The organism is Micromonospora craniellae (assembly GCF_014764405.1).
Taxonomy (GTDB): domain Bacteria; phylum Actinomycetota; class Actinomycetes; order Mycobacteriales; family Micromonosporaceae; genus Micromonospora; species Micromonospora craniellae.
Map to the genome: position 1 here is coordinate 2,591,813 of NZ_CP061725.1, position 21,072 is coordinate 2,612,884.

At 70.4% G+C, this 21,072-nt stretch carries 30 protein-coding genes; 19 read left to right on the forward strand and 11 right to left on the reverse strand.

Annotation, left to right across the window (positions count from 1 at the left end; all coding sequences use genetic code 11):
- Positions 1 to 6 precede the first annotated feature (6 nt).
- The 6 genes from ID554_RS31565 to ID554_RS11540 all read left to right on the forward strand — a co-directional run bounded on the left by ID554_RS31565 (position 7) and on the right by ID554_RS11540 (position 4,607).
- Complete coding sequence (locus ID554_RS31565) at positions 7 to 402, forward strand: IS66 family transposase (protein WP_199489249.1); 396 nt, start codon at positions 7 to 9, stop codon at positions 400 to 402.
- Between the two features lie 321 nt (positions 403 to 723).
- Entirely contained in the window at positions 724 to 1,125 is a 402-nt protein-coding gene (locus ID554_RS11520) for a hypothetical protein (protein ID WP_147333512.1), read from the forward strand.
- A 79-nt stretch (positions 1,126 to 1,204) separates the two neighbouring features.
- Positions 1,205 to 1,951, forward strand: a complete 747-nt coding sequence (locus ID554_RS11525) for an ATP-binding cassette domain-containing protein (RefSeq protein WP_117229338.1) — start codon at positions 1,205 to 1,207, stop codon at positions 1,949 to 1,951.
- A gap of 50 nt (positions 1,952 to 2,001) precedes the next feature.
- Complete coding sequence (locus ID554_RS11530) at positions 2,002 to 3,243, forward strand: hypothetical protein (RefSeq protein WP_223884543.1); 1,242 nt, start codon at positions 2,002 to 2,004, stop codon at positions 3,241 to 3,243.
- Between the two features lie 10 nt (positions 3,244 to 3,253).
- A complete protein-coding gene (locus tag ID554_RS11535) occupies positions 3,254 to 3,874 on the forward strand; it encodes a hypothetical protein (RefSeq protein WP_117229340.1) in 621 nt (206 codons plus the stop codon).
- Positions 3,875 to 4,214: 340 nt separating this feature from the next.
- Positions 4,215 to 4,607, forward strand: a complete 393-nt coding sequence (locus tag ID554_RS11540) for a hypothetical protein (protein ID WP_117229341.1) — start codon at positions 4,215 to 4,217, stop codon at positions 4,605 to 4,607.
- Positions 4,608 to 4,664: 57 nt separating this feature from the next.
- Here the strand turns inward: ID554_RS11540 and ID554_RS11545 are convergent, their stop codons facing one another.
- The gene (locus ID554_RS11545; RefSeq protein WP_117229342.1) at positions 4,665 to 4,907 is read right to left on the reverse strand and encodes a flavin reductase; all 243 of its coding nucleotides are present in this window, start codon (positions 4,905 to 4,907) and stop codon (positions 4,665 to 4,667) included.
- A 188-nt stretch (positions 4,908 to 5,095) separates the two neighbouring features.
- On the opposite strand from ID554_RS11545, the gene ID554_RS11550 reads away from it, so the two are divergent.
- On the forward strand, positions 5,096 to 5,317 hold the full coding sequence (locus ID554_RS11550) for a helix-turn-helix transcriptional regulator (protein WP_117229343.1): 222 nt from the start codon (positions 5,096 to 5,098) through the stop codon (positions 5,315 to 5,317).
- A 16-nt stretch (positions 5,318 to 5,333) separates the two neighbouring features.
- On the opposite strand, the gene ID554_RS11555 is transcribed toward ID554_RS11550, so the two are convergent.
- From ID554_RS11555 to ID554_RS11580, 6 genes are read right to left on the reverse strand one after another with little or no spacing between them, the layout of a single operon-like run.
- On the reverse strand, positions 5,334 to 6,869 hold the full coding sequence (locus ID554_RS11555; RefSeq protein WP_117229344.1) for a SpoIIE family protein phosphatase: 1,536 nt from the start codon (positions 6,867 to 6,869) through the stop codon (positions 5,334 to 5,336).
- 1 nt (position 6,870) lies between these two features.
- The gene (locus ID554_RS11560; protein WP_117229345.1) at positions 6,871 to 8,220 is read right to left on the reverse strand and encodes an ATP-binding protein; all 1,350 of its coding nucleotides are present in this window, start codon (positions 8,218 to 8,220) and stop codon (positions 6,871 to 6,873) included.
- Positions 8,217 to 9,239, reverse strand: a complete 1,023-nt coding sequence (locus ID554_RS11565; protein ID WP_191088784.1) for an ATP-binding SpoIIE family protein phosphatase — start codon at positions 9,237 to 9,239, stop codon at positions 8,217 to 8,219. The genes ID554_RS11560 and ID554_RS11565 overlap by 4 nt, the downstream gene beginning before the upstream one ends.
- Positions 9,227 to 9,646: an ATP-binding protein gene (locus ID554_RS11570; protein ID WP_117229346.1), complete on the reverse strand. Its 420-nt coding sequence runs from the start codon at positions 9,644 to 9,646 to the stop codon at positions 9,227 to 9,229. The genes ID554_RS11565 and ID554_RS11570 overlap by 13 nt, the downstream gene beginning before the upstream one ends.
- Positions 9,643 to 10,059, reverse strand: a complete 417-nt coding sequence (locus ID554_RS11575; RefSeq protein WP_117229347.1) for an STAS domain-containing protein — start codon at positions 10,057 to 10,059, stop codon at positions 9,643 to 9,645. Before ID554_RS11575 ends, ID554_RS11570 begins: the two co-directional genes overlap by 4 nt.
- Complete coding sequence (locus tag ID554_RS11580; RefSeq protein WP_117229348.1) at positions 10,059 to 10,919, reverse strand: STAS domain-containing protein; 861 nt, start codon at positions 10,917 to 10,919, stop codon at positions 10,059 to 10,061. Before ID554_RS11580 ends, ID554_RS11575 begins: the two co-directional genes overlap by 1 nt.
- Before the next feature lie 164 nt (positions 10,920 to 11,083).
- Here ID554_RS11580 and ID554_RS11585 point away from each other — a divergent pair, with 164 nt between their 5' ends.
- Positions 11,084 to 11,440: an STAS domain-containing protein gene (locus ID554_RS11585; RefSeq protein WP_117229349.1), complete on the forward strand. Its 357-nt coding sequence runs from the start codon at positions 11,084 to 11,086 to the stop codon at positions 11,438 to 11,440.
- Positions 11,441 to 11,450: 10 nt separating this feature from the next.
- On the opposite strand, the gene ID554_RS11590 is transcribed toward ID554_RS11585, so the two are convergent.
- Entirely contained in the window at positions 11,451 to 12,767 is a 1,317-nt protein-coding gene (locus ID554_RS11590; protein WP_117229350.1) for an MFS transporter, read from the reverse strand.
- 50 nt (positions 12,768 to 12,817) lie between these two features.
- On the opposite strand from ID554_RS11590, the gene ID554_RS11595 reads away from it, so the two are divergent.
- The 4 genes from ID554_RS11595 to ID554_RS11610 all read left to right on the forward strand — a co-directional run bounded on the left by ID554_RS11595 (position 12,818) and on the right by ID554_RS11610 (position 14,841).
- The gene (locus tag ID554_RS11595; protein ID WP_117229351.1) at positions 12,818 to 13,498 is read left to right on the forward strand and encodes a FadR/GntR family transcriptional regulator; all 681 of its coding nucleotides are present in this window, start codon (positions 12,818 to 12,820) and stop codon (positions 13,496 to 13,498) included.
- Positions 13,499 to 13,537: 39 nt separating this feature from the next.
- On the forward strand, positions 13,538 to 14,011 hold the full coding sequence (mscL, locus tag ID554_RS11600) for a large conductance mechanosensitive channel protein MscL (RefSeq protein ID WP_117229352.1): 474 nt from the start codon (positions 13,538 to 13,540) through the stop codon (positions 14,009 to 14,011).
- Positions 14,012 to 14,092: 81 nt separating this feature from the next.
- On the forward strand, positions 14,093 to 14,332 hold the full coding sequence (locus ID554_RS11605) for a hypothetical protein (RefSeq protein ID WP_117229353.1): 240 nt from the start codon (positions 14,093 to 14,095) through the stop codon (positions 14,330 to 14,332).
- 134 nt (positions 14,333 to 14,466) lie between these two features.
- Entirely contained in the window at positions 14,467 to 14,841 is a 375-nt protein-coding gene (locus ID554_RS11610; protein ID WP_396888546.1) for a hypothetical protein, read from the forward strand.
- A gap of 22 nt (positions 14,842 to 14,863) precedes the next feature.
- On the opposite strand, the gene ID554_RS11615 is transcribed toward ID554_RS11610, so the two are convergent.
- A complete protein-coding gene (locus ID554_RS11615) occupies positions 14,864 to 16,204 on the reverse strand; it encodes a benzoate/H(+) symporter BenE family transporter (protein ID WP_117229354.1) in 1,341 nt (446 codons plus the stop codon).
- 60 nt (positions 16,205 to 16,264) lie between these two features.
- On the opposite strand from ID554_RS11615, the gene ID554_RS11620 reads away from it, so the two are divergent.
- From ID554_RS11620 to ID554_RS31580, 7 genes are all read left to right on the forward strand, one after another.
- Positions 16,265 to 16,807 carry an XRE family transcriptional regulator gene (locus ID554_RS11620; protein ID WP_117229355.1) on the forward strand — a complete coding sequence of 181 codons (543 nt, stop codon included), beginning with the start codon at positions 16,265 to 16,267 and terminating at the stop codon, positions 16,805 to 16,807.
- Between the two features lie 226 nt (positions 16,808 to 17,033).
- On the forward strand, positions 17,034 to 17,753 hold the full coding sequence (locus tag ID554_RS11625; RefSeq protein WP_117229356.1) for a PP2C family protein-serine/threonine phosphatase: 720 nt from the start codon (positions 17,034 to 17,036) through the stop codon (positions 17,751 to 17,753).
- Between the two features lie 93 nt (positions 17,754 to 17,846).
- On the forward strand, positions 17,847 to 18,185 hold the full coding sequence (locus ID554_RS11630; protein ID WP_117229357.1) for a PadR family transcriptional regulator: 339 nt from the start codon (positions 17,847 to 17,849) through the stop codon (positions 18,183 to 18,185).
- Complete coding sequence (locus ID554_RS11635) at positions 18,182 to 18,445, forward strand: hypothetical protein (RefSeq protein WP_199489250.1); 264 nt, start codon at positions 18,182 to 18,184, stop codon at positions 18,443 to 18,445. Before ID554_RS11630 ends, ID554_RS11635 begins: the two co-directional genes overlap by 4 nt.
- Complete coding sequence (locus ID554_RS33025) at positions 18,403 to 18,528, forward strand: ATP-binding cassette domain-containing protein (protein WP_199489251.1); 126 nt, start codon at positions 18,403 to 18,405, stop codon at positions 18,526 to 18,528. The genes ID554_RS11635 and ID554_RS33025 overlap by 43 nt, the downstream gene beginning before the upstream one ends.
- Positions 18,525 to 18,803, forward strand: a complete 279-nt coding sequence (locus tag ID554_RS31575) for a hypothetical protein (protein ID WP_223884544.1) — start codon at positions 18,525 to 18,527, stop codon at positions 18,801 to 18,803. The genes ID554_RS33025 and ID554_RS31575 overlap by 4 nt, the downstream gene beginning before the upstream one ends.
- Positions 18,804 to 19,217: a hypothetical protein gene (locus ID554_RS31580; RefSeq protein ID WP_223884545.1), complete on the forward strand. Its 414-nt coding sequence runs from the start codon at positions 18,804 to 18,806 to the stop codon at positions 19,215 to 19,217.
- 90 nt (positions 19,218 to 19,307) lie between these two features.
- Here ID554_RS31580 and ID554_RS11645 read toward each other — a convergent pair whose 3' ends face one another.
- Both ID554_RS11645 and ID554_RS11650 read right to left on the reverse strand, forming a co-directional pair.
- On the reverse strand, positions 19,308 to 20,390 hold the full coding sequence (locus tag ID554_RS11645) for an NAD-dependent epimerase/dehydratase family protein (protein WP_117229358.1): 1,083 nt from the start codon (positions 20,388 to 20,390) through the stop codon (positions 19,308 to 19,310).
- Between the two features lie 105 nt (positions 20,391 to 20,495).
- Positions 20,496 to 20,915, reverse strand: a complete 420-nt coding sequence (locus tag ID554_RS11650; RefSeq protein ID WP_223884546.1) for an anthrone oxygenase family protein — start codon at positions 20,913 to 20,915, stop codon at positions 20,496 to 20,498.
- Between the last annotated feature and the right edge of the window lie 157 nt (positions 20,916 to 21,072).

The following is a 21,072-nucleotide window of genomic DNA, read 5'->3' on the forward strand; positions in this document are numbered from 1 at the left end:
TGCTCGGTGACCGTAGCCTCGCACATCGCCGACCCGCTGATCGACACCTACCGGCACGGGGCACGCGTCGGACTCAAGGAGGTCGCCCGGGTCGACGGCCGGAAACAGCCGAAACACCGGGCGCTGCTGGAAGACCTCCGCGACCGCGAGGCCGACATCCTGCGGTTCACCACCGACCTGCGCATCCCACCCACCTCGAACCAGGCCGAACGCGACCTACGACCAGCGAAGACCCAGCAGAAGATCTCCGGACGGCTCACCAGCGAGAAGGTCACCGAACACCGCTACTCCATCCGCGGCTACATCTCCACCGTGACCAAACACCACGCCGACGTCATCACCGCGATCCGCGACGCCATCCTCGGCCGACCCTGGACACCACCCGCCTGGACACCCGGCTAACCCACCACAAGCAACGACCGCCACCACCCATCACACACAGCCACCAACGGCTACATCATGGAGTGGCCCTGAATGCTTACCTGCTCCAGCAGCTCTGTCGCCTTGAGGCCACTGCCGCAAAGAGCGTCGGAATCAACATCAAACAATGATCAACGTGTTTGTGGCGACCAATAAGAAGCGCCACGAGCTACATCGCCTACATGCGACCCTACGCAACCACACCCTTAACAGCAAGCACAGGTTTCGCTACTCGACGTAGTGATGATCTATGGCTAGCGTCCATACTCGCCAAGACGGGGACGGCGGCCATCCGATCGCACAATGGGGCAGCTCTCCCCTAGAGTGCCGACCTATGGAGGTTTCAAGGTGCCCCCTGACCGATCCAAGCAATCCGGCCGCCTGGGCAAGCGCGTAGCACAGACTGCTGTCCTGGGTCTACTCGCCGCTGGCACCGCCGGGATGGTGGCCACGAGCCCCGCGTTCGCCGCCGGCACGTCCAGCAAGGTGTTTAACTGCTACACCGAGTGGTGGAACACGGCTTGGGCGCAGAAGTGCAGCGCTCCGGGCGCCACCTGGGCGGGGGCTTACGATTCGGGCGTAGCCTGCTCGGCACAGGCGGACAAGAGCATGCGCGTCGGTCGAACCCAGGGCAGCACGAACACCGTCAGCGGCACCGACTGTACGTTCGGGGCCAGCAACGGTTGGATCACCTACGTGAACTAGCCGCTGGTAGCGCTTAGCGAAGGAGTGTGGCGGAGAGCCGCACTCCTTCACCACGTGTTCGTGAAATGAGAGAGCTTGCATGAGTGTTGTACTCGACGCGCTGTCCCAGGGTTATGGGACGTCGACTGTCATCGACGGGCTCAGCGTGACGCTGCGACCAGGGATCACCGCCCTGCTAGGCCCCAACGGAGCTGGTAAGACCACCCTGCTCCGCACTTTGGCGACCGTGATGCCGCCGCGCAACGGCCGAATCTACATTGATGACGTCGAGATCTCTGGGGAACGGTCCGCGCGGCAGGTTCGTGACCGGATCGGCTATCTTCCGCAGGATTTCAGCTTCGAGCCGAAAATGACGGTCGCCGACTTCGTGACCTACGCGGCGTGGATGCGCGGGGTGCCGGCCACGCAGTGGCGACGGTCGGTCGACGAGGCGTTGGAGATGGTCGACCTGACCGACCGCCGACGGTCAAAGATGCGCAGCCTCTCCGGCGGCATGCGCAGACGCGCCGGTATTGCCTGGGCGGTCGTCGGGCGGCCTCGGCTGGTGCTGCTGGACGAACCCACGGTCGGCCTGGATCCGCGTCAGCGGCTGCAGTTCCGGAAGATCATCTCGGGGCTCGGTGAGACGGTTGTCGTGCTCAGTACGCACCTGATCGATGATGTCGGGGCGGTGTGTGACCGGGTGATCGTGATGCATGGCGGAGCCTCTCGATTCGACGGCACCGTCGCGGAACTGGAAGCACTGGGCCGTGATGACCTTCCGGGGCACTCCAGCCTGGAACGGGCGTACATGCACCTACTGCCCGAGGGGGAGCAGCAGTTGTGAGTGCACTGTGGCTACACGTTCGCAACTCCCCGATCCGGTGGGCTCTCCCCGTGCTCGTCGTTCTCGATGTGGCGGTGGTGTTTCTACGTAACCGATACTGGATCGGCGTCTGGCCGGAGACCGGTGCCGCAGCGCAGGTGCCCGCTTACCTGCTCGGGGTGGTCGGAGCCGGTGCGGCCGCCTGGGCAGCGAGCGCCCCTGTGCGTCATAGGCTTGAGGAGCAGCTCGGGGCGGCGCGGGTCCACCCGGCACGTGTCGAGGCGCATCGGCTCGCCGCAACTCTGGTGGTTCTGCTGATTCCGTACCTGATCGGTCAGGCAGTGGCCTTCACGGCGACCGCCCGCACGTTCCCGCCGGGGGTGCACCTCTGGCTGGGATATTTTGTGCTTGGCTTGTTCGGGATCCTGCTGTCGGTCGCGATCGGCTGGGCGTGCGGCCGGCTGCTCGGGCCCGTCTTCTCCGCTTTCACGGCGGCGTTGGGCTTCCTGTTCCTGACCGTGTTGCTGGACCGGGTCGAGTTCGTCGTGGTGTCCGGCCGGCCGGCGGTGGCGGTCGACCCACTGCCGATGGCCCTACGACTGGGTCTGGTTGTGGCTCTGCTGCTCGTCATGCTGTGGCTGCCCGGCGCCGCGGTGCCGCGGCAGCGTCGGTGGAGAGCGACAGCACTGCTTCCGGTGGCACTGTTCCTCCTGGTCGTCATGGGCACCACCAGCGTGGTGACCGACCGTCAACCGCCGGGCGACAGGGCGCTCTGCCTCGACGGCACGACGAGGCTGTGCATCTGGCCAGAGAGCGAGAAGTACCTTCCGCGATTGCAGGAGATCAACGAGCGCATCGACGAACTCCCGGCCACCTTCACCCGCCCACCGCTCATCAACGAGTTCGGCCTTCACCCGGTGAGATACATCGGACCCGACGGAGGAAAGTACATCGATGCCGACGCCGGCCCACCCACCTTCAACATCCTGGAGGGAAGTCCGTGGTCCTACGCGGGTAGCATCGGCACGGCGATCGTCAGCGAAACCTTTGGCTACCAGGACTTCCAGAGCTGCGACTGGACGAATCTCACCGGACCGGACTCGGCCCGGCTCTCAACCGTCGACAAATGGCTGGAGGCGTATCTAGTTGGTGGGGTCAGCCCCGACTACCACACCAATGCCCCGGAAGAGATGCAGCAGGCGTGGGCGAAGGGGCGCGCAGTCGCCGCAGATCGCTCCCGTGACGATCAGTTCCGGTGGGCCGAAGGTGAGGTGAGGGAACTCCGTGGCCGTTACTGCCAGCCGAGAAACTGACCTGCCTGCAATGACGAGCCCGCTCCGGCTGTTCCTCGCCGTCCGGCCAGCCCGGACCGTCCTGGCCGTCACCGTCCTGCTGGGCGCGCTCACCGCCTGGTTCGGCCTGGTGCAGACAACGATCCCCATGGCCGTCCAGGAGGGAAAGCCCACGATTCCCCTGTGGCGCATGATCGCCATGGGGGCTGCCGTCCTGCCGGTCCTCGCGCTGACCAGCCCGCTCGCCGACCTGGAACAGGTCACAACCCAACGACTAAGATCTATGCAACGCCGCTACCTCGCTGGCCTGAGTGTCGGCTGTGCTGCGATCTACCTGTTCATCTGCTCAATCATGCTGCATCCCGCAGTGCTCACGATCACTGCCCGCTCCTGGATCGCCTGGTTTGGACTCGCCCTGATTGCGGGAGCCATCCTCGGATGGCGACTGGCCTGGACACTGCCCTCGGGGACCGCCCTGGTGCTCTGGTACTGGGGATACAGCGGAAACCAGCATTACCAATGGTGGGAGTTCAGCGCACGACCCCACGACGACCTGCCCAGCCTCGTCCTCAGCGTCGCACTCCTCGCCGCAGGACTCGCAGCCTACGCAGCGACCCCATGGCGTCGTCGGCGCTGGAGCCGGCGCCGGTGAGGAACACTTCGGATCAACGAGCGTCCGTGCCGCTTGGATCAGACATTCGCTGACGCTGTGCACTCCCTTGATTACGGAATGTCCGCGATCGGCCGGCCGGGAATCAGGCCGGGTCGCGGCCGGTCACGGAGCAGGCGGGGCACATCCGGCAGGGCAGCGTCGACGGCCACCGGCTCCACGAAGACGCCCATCTACCGGGCCGTCGGTCCGAGCTGGCCGGCCAGCTCGTGCAACGCGGGCAGCATGCCGGTGTTGGCTCGTACGCCTGGCCGGTGGCACCGGACAGGTCTGCGGCATCCAGTTCCGGCCGGACGGCTTCCACCCGTTCTGGCGTCGCCCGATGGTGGAGCTGACGGGCCGACGCCGGTCGTTCGCGGACCTGGCCGACCACTGGCCGCCGGCCGCCGCGCCGAGCCCGGCGATCTGCGCCGGTACGGATGCCGCCCGCTGCCGCGCCCTGAACGACCTGCTGACCGGCTGGAAACCTCGACCCACCCCGGTCACCGACGAGGTGATGCGGCTGGCCGAGGCGATCCGGACCGACCGGAACGTACGGCGGGTCGACGGGTTCGCCCGCGACAACGGTCTCTCGGTCCGCCGACTGCAACGCCTCTTCCTCAGCCAGATCGACGCAGGATCGCGCGCGGCCCCCTGCACGGCGACACTGACCGCGTCGCCACTCCCCCGGCCAAGGCTTGCCATTGAATCTTGGTGCGAAACAACGGCCCCTTGAGGGGCGCGTTGGTACCGAGATCCACGAGGAAGCGGCCCAGCACGTCGAGCGGAGCGGTCATCGGGCCGGATTGCGGATCCAGCCGAGAAAGCGGACGTGGAAGTACATCGGTTCGGGTGGCGCTCCGAGCCGGGTCAGGTCGGCGGTCGCCTCCCTGAGCAGATCGGCCATGTCCAGCGCGAGCAGTCGACCGGGGCCGTAGTCGGCCGCGAGTTCGACTCGGGCCTGCGTACACGGCCAGCCGTGCGCGCAGGCGGCACAGAACCAGAGGGGCTTGACGGGGGCGTGCCGTTGCGTCATTCGGGGCTCCTCCCGGGGGCGAGACGGGCGGCGAGCCCTCGGCCGCCGGGCTCGGCCTCCAGCAGCCGAGGGGCCTACCCCATCCCAACCCGACACCCACCCCCCTGTCAATGTTGGCGCGCCCCTAAAGGCGTACCCACTCATGCGCGATCCTATTGACAGGCAAGCGTGCGCCTACCTTCCTTGGCATGGGCAAGGACCGTGGGCCTGGGCCTCTGGTGGCCGCTGGCGAGATCCTGGCGATGCTCGGCGTGGGTCGATCCCGCTTCCGCCAGATCGCCACGCATCCGAACTTCCCGCAGCCGTACCAGGTCCTATCGGTTGGCAAGATCTGGCTACGCGCTGACGTCGAGGAGTACATCCGCCAGTACCGACAGCCGCGTCCGCCCGCAGACGACGAGCAGGGGTAGACCGGCCCAGGGTTCCTCAGCGGCGGCGGAGGGCGACGACGGCGACGTCGTCCTGGATCTCGTCCGGGGCGAGTTCGACGAGCAGGCGCTCGCAGAAGCGGTCCAGATCGCCGTCCACCCGCGACGCGCTTGCGGACAGGGCGATCATCCCGTCGTCGATGGTGACGTCCCGCCGTTCGATCAGCCCGTCGGTGTAGAAGACGATCGTCGCGCCGGCCGGCAGTACGAACTCCAGGTCGGCCGGGCGGGGTGCGCGCACCCCGAGCAGCGGCGCGGAGTGCTGCACGTACTCGACCTTGCCGTCCTGACTGATCAGCGGCGGCAGGTGCCCGGCGCTGGCCAGCCGGACGTGTCCGGTGGACGGGTCCAACAGCAGCACGCAGATGGTCGCCAGCTCGTTGGGCAGCAGCGTCCGCATCAACTCGTTGACCCGGTGCAGGATCTCGCCCGGCTGGTGCCCCTCCACCGCGTACGCCCGCACCGCGTGCCGCAGCTCGGCCATCACGGTCGCCGCGTGCAGTGAGTGACCCGCCACATCGCCGATGGCCAGCAGCAGGTGACCGTCGAGCATCACGAGTTCGTAGAAGTCGCCGCCCACCTCGGTCCGGGCGCTGGCCGGCTCGTAGCGGACGGCCAGGTCGAGCCCGGCGATCTCGGGGATGCGGCGCGGCAGCAGGCTGCGTTGCAGGGTCACCGCGATCCGGTGTTCCTCGTCGAAGGAGCGCTGCGCCTCCACCGCCGACGCCACCGCCTGGGCGAGCTGGACCAGCACCGGCGAACGGGCGGTCTGGGTGGCGGTGGGAACCACGACGTAGATCGGGGCGCGGTCCTCGCGCAGCCGGGCGGCGGCCACCGTGAGCGTGTCGCCGGCCGGCCAGTCGGTGAGCGTCCAGCCAGCGGGGTCCTGCACGGTGACGACGGTGCCGGTCGGTACGCCGGTGTCGTCGACCGCCCAGGGCACGATGCCGCCCTCGGCGCCGGGACCGGCACCGACTCCGGCCAGGCAGTCGCCGTCGAAGGTCTCGGCGATCACCGCGGCCGGACTCTTGAATATCTCGGCGGCACCCGCCGCAGCCGCCTCCAGCAGCCGGGCGAAGTTCGGCGCGGAGTGCACCGCCAGGGTGGTGTCGGCCAGCCGGGTCAGCCGCTCGGCGAGCAGTTCGGCCCGTTGCCGCGCCTGGTAGTAGCGCAGCACCGCGTGGGCGGTGGCGACCAGCTCGTCCGGCTCGATCGGCTCCGCGAGATAGGCGTCCGCCCCACGGGTCAGCCCCTGGGTGCGGTCGGTCGCGTCGATCGCGTGGGCGGACACGTGGATCACCGGTAGCGCCGGGTGCGCCGACTTGAGCTGCTCGCAGACCTCGAAGCCGCTCATGTCCGGCAGTCGGACGTCGAGCACCACCAGGTCGATCGGGTCCACTCCGACCCGGCTCAACGCCTCGGTGCCGGTCTCGGCCTCCAGCACGGTGAAGCCGGCCCGGCTCAGCCAGCTCACCAGCAGGTAGCGCTTGGTCCGGCTGTCGTCGACCACCAGCACTGTCGCCGCGCCGTCCACGTCAGGTTCCGTCCGCCGGCAGCGAAACCGTGAAGGTGCTGCCCCGGCCGGGCTCGCTGACCAGGTCGAGGGCCCCGCCGAGCAGAGCCACCAGCCGCCGGGCGTACGGCAGGCCGAGGCCGGTGCCGCCGAACCGGGTCGGGCCGGGCGCCTGGTAGAACTCCTCGAACACCCGCTCGTGCAGCTCTGCGGGGATCCCCGGCCCGGTGTCCGATACGGAGAGTCGCCAGCCACCGTCGTGCCGCTCGGCGCGCATCCGCACCTCGCCCTCGGCGGTGAACTTCAACCCGTTGTGCAGCAGGTTGCGCAGCACCTGGGCGAGCAGCACCTCGTCGGTCCGCACCGTGGCTGGTGCCGGCGGTTCCTCCACCACCAGCGCCACGCCACCGGCGGTGGGCAGCGCCCGCAGGGTGCCCCGCAACTGCCCGAAGAGGGCCTTGAGGTCCACGTCCGCGATGGCCGGCTCGATCCGGCCGGACTCCGCCTTGGCCAGGTCAAGCAACTCGTTGACCAGGGACAGCAGATCCGAGGCGGAGTCCCGGATCAGGCCGACCTGGCGCTCCTGCTCGTCGGTGAGGGGGTCGGAGGCGGAATCGTCCAGCAAGCGGCCCAGCCCGATGATCGCGGTGACCGGGGCCCGCAGCTCGTGGCTGACGTTCGCCAGGAACCGCGTCTTGGACTCGCTCGCCGCGCGCAACTGCGCCGACTTCTCGTCCAGCTCCGCATAGAGCGCCACCACGCCCCGGTTGGTAGCCTCCAACTCGTCGGTGAGCTGGTGGTACAGCGCCATCACACCCTGGTTGGTCTGCTCTAGTTCCTCGTTGAGCCGGGCCAACTCGTCACGCTGGATGCGCACCTCGTCGAGAGCGGCGATGAGCTGCGAATTCTGGGTCGCGAGTTCCTCCTCGGCGGTGCCCGGCGCGCTCTGCGCGAGCTGGGCGCGCAGATGGGCGAGACGCTCGGTGGTGAGCGCCTGTGCGGTGGCCGGGATCCGTCGCGACATCCTCACGACCGTAACTTGCTTCTCGACAACCACATCGAGCGTGTCCACCAGACGCACCACCGCGGCGGAGCCAGGCCGGTAACGCCCATCCGGCAGTGGAGCCACCGGAACGAGGTCGATGCGCAGGTGGTGACGGCCGTCCACGGTGTCGGCGACGGCGAAAGCCATGTCCGCCCCGCCGACGGCCCGCAGCAGGTCCCGGGCCACCTCGCTGATCGCCGTGGCGATCCGGACCTGGTCCTGACGCTCCAGGCCGAGTGCGTCGGCCACCTCACGGCCCCGCTGGCGGGCCACGAAGATGTCCTGTTCGACCCGGAGCGCCATCTGCATCAGCGCAGCGGTGTTCATGACCAGGACCTCGCCACCAAGACCCCGGCGTCGTCACGGCGGGTGCCGGCGTCCCGCAGCAGGGTGGCGGCCGTCACCAACGGCGACCGTCCGACGAGACCGGGATAGTCCTCGATCCGCCAGCGGTCCACCACCCCATCGGAGTGCATCACCAGAAGGCTGTCCGGGCCGAACGGGTAGTCGTACTGCCGGATCGCGGGTCGCTGGTGTCCGGCGATGCCGGGCAGTGAGACCAGGCCGCGCCGCCGCCCGTCCGCGTCGATGACCACGCCGTTGATGTTGCCCAGCCCGGCGTACCGCAGCACTGCGCCCGCCGGGTCCGGCTCGGCCACCGCAAGCGCGGCGCCACGGGTGTGCGACAGCGACCGGTGCAGGTAGGCGACCACTTCGGCCGGGGCTGCGGCCGGGGCGCTGCGGAACGCGGTGAGCGCGGCGTCGGTCGCCGCCGCGGCCAGCGGGCCGTGCCCGAGACCGTCGGTGACCAGCACCTGCCGGCGATCGCCGACTATCCGCCAGGCGTAACCGTCCCCGCTGACCGTCTCGCCGGTCAGCGGCCGGGTCAGCCCGCCGACCCAGGAAGGGTCGGTGTCCGCGCCGTCGAATACGCGTACCGCGATGACGGTGCCCCGCCCCGGCCACGAGTACGCGTCGAACCAGCTCGCCTGTCGCACTATCGCGCCGAGGCCGATGCCGAGGGTGCCGGTGGTGGAGTGCCCGTCCCGGGCGGAGTGCGCCAGGTCGGCCATGCCGGGCCCGGAGTCCAGGGCGATCAGCTCGACGCCGGCGTCCAGCTCGCGGCGTACCGGCCGGAGCAGCAGTACACCGTCGTCGGCGTGCTTGATCAGATTGCTGGTCAGCTCGGCGGCGACGATGGCCAGGTCGGCGATCCGGCCCTCGGGCAGCGCCAGTTGTCCCCCCAGGCGCTCGGCCGCCCGCCGCACGGCACTGCCGGCGCTGCCGTTCTCCACGCGGTGCCAGGTGCCCCGGTCGGAGACCGGCGCGGCGGTCACCGGGACCACTTGGTGATCGTGATCCGGGTGCCCTGGCCCGGGGCGGTCTGGATGTCGAACTCGTCCACCAGCCGCCGGGCGCCGCTGAGGCCGAGACCGAGGCCGCCACCGGTGGTGTAGCCGTCAGTCAACGCGAGATCCAGGTCGGCGATGCCCGGGCCGTCGTCCGCGAAGACGATCGTGAGGCCGGACCGGCGACCGTTGTCGACGGCGGACACCTCGACCGTCCCGCCACCGCCGTACACCAGTGTGTTCCGGGCCAGCTCGCTGGCCGCGGTGACCACCTTGGTCTGGTCGACCAGCGACAGCTTGGCCGCCACCGCCACGGCACGCACCAGTTGCCTGACGCGTACCACGTCCTCGTCGCTGCCGACCGTCTGCGCCTGGGGACGCCCCAGGTCGACGCCGCTGGTCATGGCGACGCCGTCGGCTCGGGGTCCGGTCCGTCGTGGAAGTCGTCGTCGTGGTCGTCGTAGGCGCGGTCGGCCGCGATGAGTTCCATCCCGCGCTCGACGTTCAGGGCGGTCCGGATGCCGTTGAGCGACAGGCCCAGCTCGACCAGGGTGATGGCGACCGCCGGACGCATCCCGACCACCACCGTCTCGGCGTCGAGCACCCGGGAGATGGAGGCGATGGTGGAGAGCATCCGGCCGACGAAGGAGTCGACGATGTCCAGCGCGGTGATGTCGATGATCACGCCGTGACAACCGGTGGCGACGATCCGCTCGGCCAGGTCCTCCTGGAGGGCCACGGCCGTCTGATCGGACATGTCGAGCTGGATGGAGACCAGCAGGATATCGCCGATCTTGAGAATCGGCACCCGCTCCATCACGCCTCCCGGCGAGGCTGGCGTCGGTGCGCCTCGACGCCGGTGAGCCGCAGCACGTGACGCAGCGCGTCGGCGAGGCTCGCCTTGGTGGCGATGTCACCGAACTCGATGCCGAGCGCGACGATGGTCTGGGCGATCTGCGGCCGGATGCCGGAGATGATGCAGTCGGCGCCCATCAGCCGCGCCGCCACCACGGTCTTCAGGATGTGCTGGGCGACCTGGGTGTCCACCGCCGGCACGCCGGTGATGTCGATGATCGCGTACGGCGAGCCGGTGTCGACCAGGGTCTGCAGCAGCCGTTCCATCACCACCTGGGCGCGGGCCGAGTCGAGCGTGCCGACCAGCGGCACCGCCACCACGCCCTCCCAGAGCTTGACCACCGGGGTGGACAGCTCCAGCAACTGCTCGGCCTGGTCGGCGATCAGGCTCTCCCGGGTGCGGACGAAGGTCTCGAAGGTGAACAGGCCCATCTGGTCGACCAGCGCCGAGAAGGCGACGAAGTCACGCAGCGTCTCGGTGCGCTGGTCGGTTTCCATGACCGCGAGCAGGGCCTCCTTGAGGGCGAACACGCCGCTGGCGGTCTCGGTGGCGGTGAAGCCCTGCCGGGCCTGCCCACGGGACAACTCGCCGAGTACGGCGCGCAGCTCGGTGGCCTCCTCGGCGGCGAGGTCACCCATGCCCTTGCCGAGCGCGTCCACCAGCGCCCGGTGCAGTTCCTGCACCTGCCGGACCAGTTCGGCCTGACTGAGCCGGCCCCGCAACTGCGCGGCGACGACCTCGGTCCACCGCTGGACGACCTGTCCGGCCTGATTGGTGAGTAGGTCGGCCAGACGGCCACTCTCATCAGCGCTCAACGCCATCCCACTACCCCCTAGACCCGGACCGGCCGGACTCTATCACCGCAGACCCGCAAACTACTTGCCGCAGAGCAAGGGAATGGCGGTGGACACCTCATCGCGCTCCCGTTCTGCGTATCGGGCCCCGCGTGGGATACCGTTCCTCCGATAAACAGGAGGTCTGGCATATGTCCCTGACGGTGCACACGGAGCAACGCGGTGACGTGGTCGTGGTGTCGGTCGCGGGTGAACTGGACATGGCCACCGCACCGCAACTGCAGGACCAGATCACCGACCTGCTCGACAAGGGGCGCAGCCGCCTCGTGTTCGACCTGTCGGAGGTCTCGTTCTGCGACTCCACCGGTCTGTCGGTGTTCGTCCGCGCGAAGAACAGCTCCGACGAGGCCGGCGGAGTGGTCCGGCTGGCCGCGCCACAACGAGGCGTGTTGCGCATCCTCGAGGTGAGTGGCCTCGTGGAGGTCCTGCACACCTATCCGACGGTCGATCAGGCGGTCGCGGGGGAACCCACCCCGGCCTCCTCCTGACCGTACCGCGCTACCCACCGGCCACAGCGGGGCCTCGCTCGTCCTCGATGTATCGGGGGCGAGCGATGACGATTCCCGCCCCGGTCTGCACGGCGAGTGCGACCAGCAGGAAGCCCAGTGGCGCGGTCCAGCCGCCGGTGGATTCGTGCAGGATGCCGACCACCAGCGGCCCGAGCGTCGCGATGAGGTACCCGACACTCTGCGTGAAGGCCGACAACGCGGCCGTCCCGTCGGCCGTCCGGGCGCGCAGCCCGATGGTGGCCAGGATGAGCGGGAAGGCACCCTGCCCCAACGCCAGCAGCACCACCCACAGCACCGCGCCGCCACGCGGCGCGAACGCCAGCCCCAGATAGGCCACGCTGGAGGCGGCGGTCAACGCCAGCACCAGCAGCCGCAGGTCGCCCAGGCGGCCGGCCATCACCGGCATCAGCAGCGCGATCGGCACCCCGAGCGCGGTCACCCCGGCCAGCAGCAGGCCGGCGTCCTGCGGCCGGAAACCGGCGTCCCGGAACAGCACGGCCAGCCAGCCCATGATCGCGTACGCGCTCAGCGACTGCGCACCGAAGTACAGCGCCATCGCCCAGCCGAGCCGGGTCCGCCCGGGGCTGGTCCGGGCGCGGGCCCGGCCGCCGTGCCGACCCGTTCGCCGCGCGGCCCCACCGGTCCGCAGCGCCGCCGGCAACCACGGGAGTACGGCCACCGCCGCGAGCGCCGCCCAGACACCGAGCCCGGCGCGCCACGAGCCGGAGGCGTGCGCCACCGGCACCGCGACCGCGGCCGCCGCCGTCGCCCCCGCCGTCAACGTCATCATGTACACCCCGGTGACCAGGCCGGTCCGGTGCGGGAAGTACTGCTTGACCAACATCGGCAGCAGGATGTTCGCCACCGCGATACCGGCCAGCGCGAGCGCGCTGGTGACCAGGAACACCACGGCGGAGTCGGTGAGCACCCGCAGCACCTGCCCGATGGTGAGCGCGATCATCGCCAGCACCAGCAGTCGCGGCGCGGAGAGTCGCCGGACCAGCCACGGCGTGGTCGCACCCAGCCCCGCGAAGGCCACCGCCGGCAGGGTGGTGACGACGCCCGCCATCGTGCCGGAGAGCGCCAGTCCGACGCGTACCTCGTCGAGCAGTGCGCCGAGGCTGGTCATCGCGGCCCGCAGGTTCAGCGCCACCAGCAACATCCCGACCAGCAGCAGCCATCCGGTACGCGCCCGCTCCGCCCCATCCACCGACCCGTTCCCGGTCGGGTTGTCCCCGCTCGCGGCGGGTGCGGCGCCGGCGGTCGGTGCAGCGGTGGCGGGGGTGCCGGCGGTTGGCGGAGTCATGACCTCGAACCTACAATCATGGGATGAATTTCGGCGAGTGGCTGTAACCAGTGCCACCAGCGGTTGATTCCACCGTCCCGCCTCGGGGCCGACGGACGAACGAGACCATCACCCGGCTGCGGCGACGGATCATGGCCGGCGAATGGCCGGTCGGCAGCCGCATCCCGACCGAGCCGCAACTCGTCGAGGATCTCGGCGTGGGGCGCAACACGGTCCGCGAGGCGGTCCGGGCACTGGCCCACGCCGGGGTGCTGGAGTGCCGGCAGGGCTCCGGGACCTACGTGCTCTCCACCGATGAACTGGCACCCGTGGTGGCCCGCCGCCTCACCGACGACCGGATGACCGAGGTGATCGAGGTACGCCGCGCCTTCGAGGTGGAGGCCGCCCGGCTCGCCGCGCGCCGACGTACCGCCGAGGACCTGGCCGCCCTCGACGCCGCGCTGGCGGCCCGCGAGGCGGCCTGGCACGGCGGTGCGGTCGCCGAGTTCGTGGAGGCCGACGTCGCGCTGCACACCGCCGTCGTCGCGGCGGCGCACAACGGCATGCTCGCCGAGCTGTACGCCTCGGTCGCCACCGCCCTGCACAGCACCGTCGCGCAGGCCATGGGCGACACCCTGACACCGGACCGGCACGTCGACCACGGCCGCCTGGTGGCCGCCATCCGGGCCGGCGACCCGGATCTGGCGGCCCGGGAGGCCGGCGCTTTCCTGGAGTCCGCACCCAAGGCATAGGTTGTCCTCGACGAAAACCCGGACACCTCAGGAGTACGGATGCTCAAGGGCTTCAAGGACTTCATCATGCGCGGCAACGTCGTCGACCTCGCGGTCGGCGTCGTCATCGGTGCCGCGTTCACCGGCGTGGTCACGCAGCTCACCAAGTCGTTCCTGGAACCACTGATCCGCGTGTTCGTGTTGCTGATCACCGGGAGCAGCAACGGCATCGCGGGCACGGCGCCAGAGTTTCGGGGCGTTCCTTTCGACTGGATCGCCTTCGTCAACGCGCTGATCACGTTCCTCCTCACCGCGGCGGCGCTGTACCTCCTGGTCGTCTTCCCGATGAACAAGCTGGCCGAGCGCCGCAAGCGGGGCGAGGAGCCGCCGCCGTCGGCACCGAGCGAGGAGGTCAAGCTGCTCACCGAGATCCGGGACGCCCTGGTCGCCACCGGCCGGACCACCCCCGCCCAGCAGCGCGGCGCCCTGGACGACGTGCTCGGCCGCCGGGAGGAACCGCCCAACGGGCGCTGATTCCGGCACCCGCACATCGGCCCCTGTGGGAATCCCACAGGGGCTGCTCCATGTCGAACACATGTTCGATAGAGTCCGGCCATGGAGCAGCGAAAGCACTGGTGGAACGGGAAATGGGGGCGGCTGGCCCGACGGGACGTCTTCCTTCGAGCGGACGGCGACCGCTGGTACGTGGAACAACGTGCCGGCGGCGCCGAAGGCGCATCCCGGTTCTACGAGTACGACACCGTGGACGACGCCGAGGAGACGGTACGCGCGCTGCTCCAGGGCCCCGACACCTGGCGCGAACTCTCCCCCAGCCCCCGCGCATCGCCCCGTTGATCAAATCGCCCCGTTGATCAAGAGGTTTTCGCCCCGCCACCGCGCGAGCGCGACCCAAACTTCTTGATCAACGGAGTGGGGGGTGAGGGGTGGGGGTGGTTTAGGGGGAGTGGGGGGTGGGAACCGCGCGGGGTATGGAGCAGCAGGGCATCGATCAACAGGCCACCGTTTCGCGGGTCACCACCGGCATGCGGGTGGTGGACGCCGCCGGTCTCGACGTCGGCACGGTGGACCTCGTCCAGCGCGGTGACCCGAACGCCGTGACCGTGCAGGCACCCACCGCCGACCCTGGCAGCAGCCTGGACGAGTTGATCGAATCGGCCGCCACGGAGGAACCCGACGTACCAGCGGACCTGGCCGCCCGCCTGCTGCGCACCGGCTACCTGAAGGTCTCCACCGAACTGGTCCCCACCGGCGCCGTCTACGTGCTGGCCGACCAGATCAACGCTGTCACCGACGGCGAGGTCCGGCTCGACGTCCTCGCCGCCGACCTGCCCTCGGAAGCCTGAGCCCTCTTCATCTCTGCGCCGCTCACGACTGCCGGGCCGGACCGGACACAGCAGCCGGGGCGGGCTCGGCGATCGGCGCGGACTCCACGGCCGAAGCAGACCCCGACTGCACGACCGAAGCGGACCCGGGCGCCACGGTCGGTGCAGACGCGGCCGGCTTCCCGGCGGAAGCAGACGTGGCGGGCTCGGTGGCCGGGGTCGACGGAGTCGGCGCGGGGCGGCGGGCGTGGAAGAGGAGAAGCATCAGGCAGCCGGCCACCAGGCCCCAGAAGGCGCCGCCGATGCCGATCAGCGACACTCCGGAGGCGGTGACCACCAGGGTCACCACGGCCGCCTCCCGGGCCGTGGGGTCGGCCAGCGCCGCGGTCAGGGCGGTGGCCAGCGCCCCGAGCAGGGCCAGCCCGGCAACCGCCTCGATCAGTACGGGTGGCGCCCAGCCGACGAGCGTGGTGACCGCACCGGCACCCAACCCGAGGACGGCCAGCCCGATGCCGGCGGTCACCGAGGCGATCCAGCGACGGTCCGGGTCGGGGTGCGCGTCCGGTCCGGCGGCCAGTGCGGCGGTGATCGCCGCCAGGTTGACCGCGTGACCACCGGCGGGTGCCACGGCCATGCTGGCGAGCCCGGTGGTGCGGAGCGCCGAGCCGAGCGGCGGCCGGTATCCGTAGCCGACCAGGACGGCGGTGCCGGGCAGGTTCTGCGCGGCCATGGTCACCAGGAACAGTGGGAGCGCGACGCCGATCAGCGCCGACAGGCTCCACGCCGGCATGGTCAGCTCGAACACCGGACGCAGTCCGCCGGTGCCGCCTCCCGGGGTGGTCAGCGCGATCGCGCCGGCGGCGACCACCAACGCCCCGGGGACCGCCCAGCGTCGGGCGAAGCGGTGCAGCACCAGCCAGGAGGTCAGCACCGGGACGGCGAGGCGGGGCACGTCGACGAGGGCGCGTACCGGTGCGGTGCAGAGCGGCAGCAACACCCCGGCGAGCATTGCCCCGGCGATGGGTTTGGGGATCGCCGCGACGGCACGGCCGAGGATCGGGAACAGTCCGGCGGCGACGATGAGCAGGCCCGAGACGAGGAACGCCCCGACTGCGACCGGCCACCCGCCGGGGATCGGGCCGGTCGCGATGAGCAGCGCCGCGCCGGGTGTGGACCAGGCGATGCTCAGCGGCATCCGGTGTCGCAGGCCGAGCCAGGCGGCACAGAGCCCGGAGGCGACGCAGAGGACGAGCAGCCCGGAGGCGGCCTGCGCCTCGCTCGCGCCGGCCGCCCGCAGCCCGGCCAGCACCACCGTGAACGAGCTGGCGAACCCGACCAGCGCGGTCACCACTCCCGCGAGGATCGGCTGTGTCCGTCCCGCCATGACCTCACCCCCTCCCAACCGTTCCGTTTACGGAACAGCAGCGTGTAGCACCATAGCGGGGTGTCGCAGCCACCACCAGATTCGGACACCGCCGCGATCGGTCACCGGGTCCGCGCCCTCCGCGAGGCGCGCGGGATCTCGCTCTCCGCGCTGTCCCGGATGGCCGGCGTGGGAAAGGCGACGCTCTCCGGACTGGAGAACGGCGTCCGCAACCCCACCCTGGAGACGCTGTACGCGATCACCGCGCAGCTCGGCGTACCGCTGACCGCAGTGCTCTCCGGCCCGTCGGCCGGTCCGACCGTACGCGGCGCGGCGGTCAGCGCCACCCTGCTGGAGGTCTTCGACGACGCGGACGCCACGTACGAGCTGTACCGGATGCGGGTCGTGCCCGGCCCCGGTCAGCTCTCCCCCGCACACCAGCCCGGGGTGACCGAGCACGTCACCGTCTTCGCCGGGATTCTGCGGGCGGGCCCGGTCGACGCGCCGCTGACCGCCGCCGCCGGTGGTCACCTGCGCTGGACGTCCGACGTGCCGCACCTGTACGCCGCCGTAGGCGACGAGGAGGTAGCCGCCAGCCTGCTCCTGCGCTACCCCCGGATGTAAGGAAGGGACCCTTTCTAACGCCTGGTGTATAGAAAGGGTCCCTTCCTTACATCCCGGCGGGGGTGGGTTCGGGCCAGCCGGCGGCGTCGACCAGCCACGGTGGACCACGTCCGGCCCAGCTCAGCCAGCTCGTCGGCGCGCCCGACCATGGACACCGGCAACATTCCTCAACCCTACGCAGTAGTGCGTAGAGACGCGGGAAGGGTCTTCTTGGCAAGCTTGACCCATGACGCTGATCCTCCGCTCGGCCATCCTCAACGACATCGGCCTGGTCCGCACCAACAATGAGGACTCCGCGCTCGCTGGTGAGCGCCTCGTCGCGGTGGCCGATGGCATGGGTGGGCTGCCCGCCGGTGAGGTCGCCAGCGAGATCGTCATCCGGATCCTGGACGAGCTGATCCCGCCCACCGTCTCGGACGCCGCCGCCGACGCGCTGCGGGCCGTGGTGAGCACCGCCAACCAACGTATCCATGCGGCGATCGCTGCCGAGCCCGCCCGGGACGGCATGGGTACCACCCTCACGGCGGCCCTGCTCGCGGGCGACACGCTGGTGCTGGCGCAGGTCGGAGACTCGCGCTGCTACCTGCTGCGGGACGGCAAGCTGCGCCAGTTGACCCGGGACGACACGTTCGTGCAGGCGCTTGTCGATCAGGGGACGTTGACCCCGGAGCAGGCCCGGCATCATCCGCAGCGGTCCCTGGTGACCCGTGCGGTGCAGGGCGCGGACGCGCCGCCGACGATGGGGATGGTGACCGTCGCGGCCGGTGACCGGCTGCTGCTGTGCAGTGACGGGCTCTCCGACTACGTGACCGACGATGCGATCGCCGCCGCGTTGAGCCTGCACACCGACCGCCACCAGTGTGGTGAGCAGTTGGTGAAGCTGGCTCACCAGGCCGGCGCGCCGGACAACGTCACCGTGGTGATCTCCGACATCGTGCCGAGCTGAGTCGCCGTCGCCTCGGGACCGGGTGGTCCCGAGGCATCCCTGCACGCAACTAGGTAGTTGTGCCATCTAGATAGCACCACTAGTGTTCGGCGGGTGGATCCCGATCGTCGTGGGCAGTGGTTGCGCGGTGTGCTCGACCTCTGCGTGCTCGCCCTGCTGCGCGAGGGCGAGTCCTACGGCTACCAGCTCGCCCAGTCACTCGACGCCGCAGGCGTCGGGCCGATCCAGGGCGGCACGCTCTATCCGGTGCTGCTGCGGTTGCAGCGCACCGGCCTGGTCACCGCTCAGTGGCGGGAGGGCGGGTCGGGTCCGGCCCGCAAGTACTACCAGCTCACCGACGACGGGCGGGCGGCGCTGCACAATGGCGGTAACGCCTGGCTGACGTTCGTGGCGCCGGTGACCGGCATCGTCTCGAAGGGGGTCGAGAGGTGAACTTTGACGACTGGCTGCGGGCGTTCGCGGCCGAGTTGCACCAGCGCCGGGTGGCGACCGACGCCGCCCGGCACGTGGTCGCCGAGGCCGCCACACACCTGCGCGAGGGCGGAGGCGACCCGTGGCAGGTCTTCGGCCCACCGCAGGCGTACGCCGCCGCGATCGTGGAGAGCATCGGCACCGCGCCCGGAACCTCGGCTGGGACGCCGGGGGCACCGTGCTCGCCCGGCACCTCTCCGGCGGTACGCGCCAGAAGCTGAACCTGACCATGTCCACGCTCGCCCAACCGGACGTGCTGCTGCTCGACGAGCCGTACCAGGCGATTCGACCAGGTCGGGCGTGAAGCGGCTGGTCACCGTCGCCGAGATGACGTTGCGGGAGCTGGTGCGTCGTCGGGGCGTACTCCTGCTCCTGTTGTTGATGCCGTTGGTCTTCTGGATGATCCGGCGGGACTCGCACGTCGGGCAGTCGATCCGGGCCTTGTTCCTCGGCATCAGTTGGGCGGTCAGCACGGCCGCGCTCTTCGCCACCAGCGCCGCCCGCGAGCTGGAATCCCGGCTCCGGCTCGCCGGCTACCGGCCGCACCATCTGTACCTCGGCCGGATGCTCGGCCTGTGAGTGCTCGGGCTGGCCATCGCGGTGCCGTTCTTCCTGCTCACCGTCTTCGACACGACCAACCTGCGGTACGCCGGGATCGCCGTGGCGATGCTCTGCTGCGTGGTGGTGGCCGCGCCGTTCGGCATGCTGATCGGCGCCCTGCTCCCCCGCGAGTTGGAGGGCACCCTGCTGCTGCTCACCGTGGTGGCGATGCAGATGCTGCTCGACCCGGCCAGTTCGGGCGCGAAACTCACCCCGTTCTGGTCCAGCCGGGAGATCGCCACCTGGGCGGTGGACCACGTCGACGACGGCTACCTGGCCCGGGGCCTCCTGCACGGGCTGGCCGTCACCCTGTTGCTGACCGTGACCGTGGCGGGGGTGTTCAGTGTCCGGCTGCGCCGCCGCCGGCACCTGCACCACGTACCGGCCGCCTGAGTAGGTGCCACAACTCCATGATCGCGCGAGGCTGGCCGCTCGGCGTCGGCCGGCCCGTTCGGCCGCCCGACGTTGGGGGTGGGCGGGAGGTCAGTAGGGGTTGGGCTGGCCGGCGGGGCGGGCCTTGAGGAGGGCGGCGGGGCGGCCGGGGAGGGCGGGGGTGGCGGACAGCGGCGGGCTGGGTGTGTGGGCGCGTTCGGCCATGCCGGCCACCAGCTCCTTGAGGGCGGTGACCGCGTCCACCCGTGGCCGCCAGCCCAGCTCGGTCTCGGCCCGCTCGCTGGACATCAGCGGCGCGTTCAACGCCAGCTCCACCCAACCCGCGTCCACGGGTTGCAGCCGGGCCCGCCAGGTCAGCGAGGCAGCCGTCCGCAGCACCGGGGCGGCCACCGGCACCGTCCAGCCGTGAAAGTGCCGGGCCACCAGCTCCGGCGTCAACACTGGGTCCGCGGCGACGTTGAAGGCACCTTGGGCGTCACCCAGGATCGCCCGGGCGTACGCGTCGGCCACGTCGTCGGCGTGCACCACCTGCATCCGCAGCCGGCGGTTGGCCGGCACCAACGGCAGCCGCCCGTACCGGAGCAGCCGCACCGGCACCAGCGGCCCCAGGAAGTAGCGGCTGATCTCGGTACCCGCCACCCGCTGAAAGATCAACCCCGGTCGCAGCCGTACCACCCGCAAGCCTGGATGGGTCCGCTCGATCCCGTCGAGCATCTCCTCCACCGCCGCCTTGTCCCGGCTGTACGACGACTCGGCCACCCCGGTCGCCGGCCACCGCTCACTGATCGGCAGGTTCTTCGGCCCCGGCGCGTACGCCCCCACCGACGACGCGTACACCAACGCGGGCACGCCCGCCCGCAGCACCGCGTCCACCACCGCCCGGCTGCCGCCCACATTGGTACGCCGCAACGCCTGCCGGTCGTGGCTGGGCTGGATCTGCCAGGCCAGGTGCACCACCACGTCCGCCCCGGCGAACACCTCGGTCAACTCGTCGGCGGCACCAGCCCGCCCGATGTCGCACGAGTGCCACCGCACCCCCTCGTACGGCTCACCGGCTCCCGCGTGCGGCAGCCGCCGCGCCACTCCGACGATCTCCACGCCGCGCTCGCGCCACAACCGACGCAGCAGTGCCGTACCCATGTTGCCGCTCGCGCCCACCACCACGATCCGCATGTCCGGTCCGTACCCGGTCAGTCGCTTTCCACGCGTCCGACCTCGCTCCGGTGCGCGGACCCGGCGTCCCGCCGACGGCCGGGGCGCCCCTGGCGCCCGGCGGCGCTACCGTGCCAACAGCGCGCCGATCAGGCTGGCGAAGGCCCCGACCGAACTGCCCGTCCGGACCAGGTTCCAGCGCACCCACGGCCCCTCGAACCGACGCCGGACCGCCGCCAGGTCGGTGATCCCGTCGACCGGCCCGGCAGCGTCCAACTGATCATTGAGCGGCACGTTGCACCGCGCCGTTACACCAAACGTCACCAGGTGCAGCACAAACGCGGCAACCAACCACCCCAGCACCGCCCCGCCGTCACCGAAGTGCCCGACGACCGCCACCGCCACCAGCACCGGCCCACCGAGGAACACCGAGATGAACCAGCCGTTGACAATCTTCCGGTTGATCGACTGCATCGTGCCGACCAGCGTCCGATCGTCAGTCGCCGCCAACCCCGGCATGACCGAGCAGGCGTACGCGAAGAACAACGGACCCGACCGGACGCCCCCGGACAGTCCGACACGCAGGGGATGCTCGTCGCACGAGCAGCCACCGAGCAACCGCCGCAAGGCGGACCGACAGAGCACCGGGCAGCAACGATCGGACCACCATCGGCAAATCGTCTATCCGTTCGTACCGGTCTGC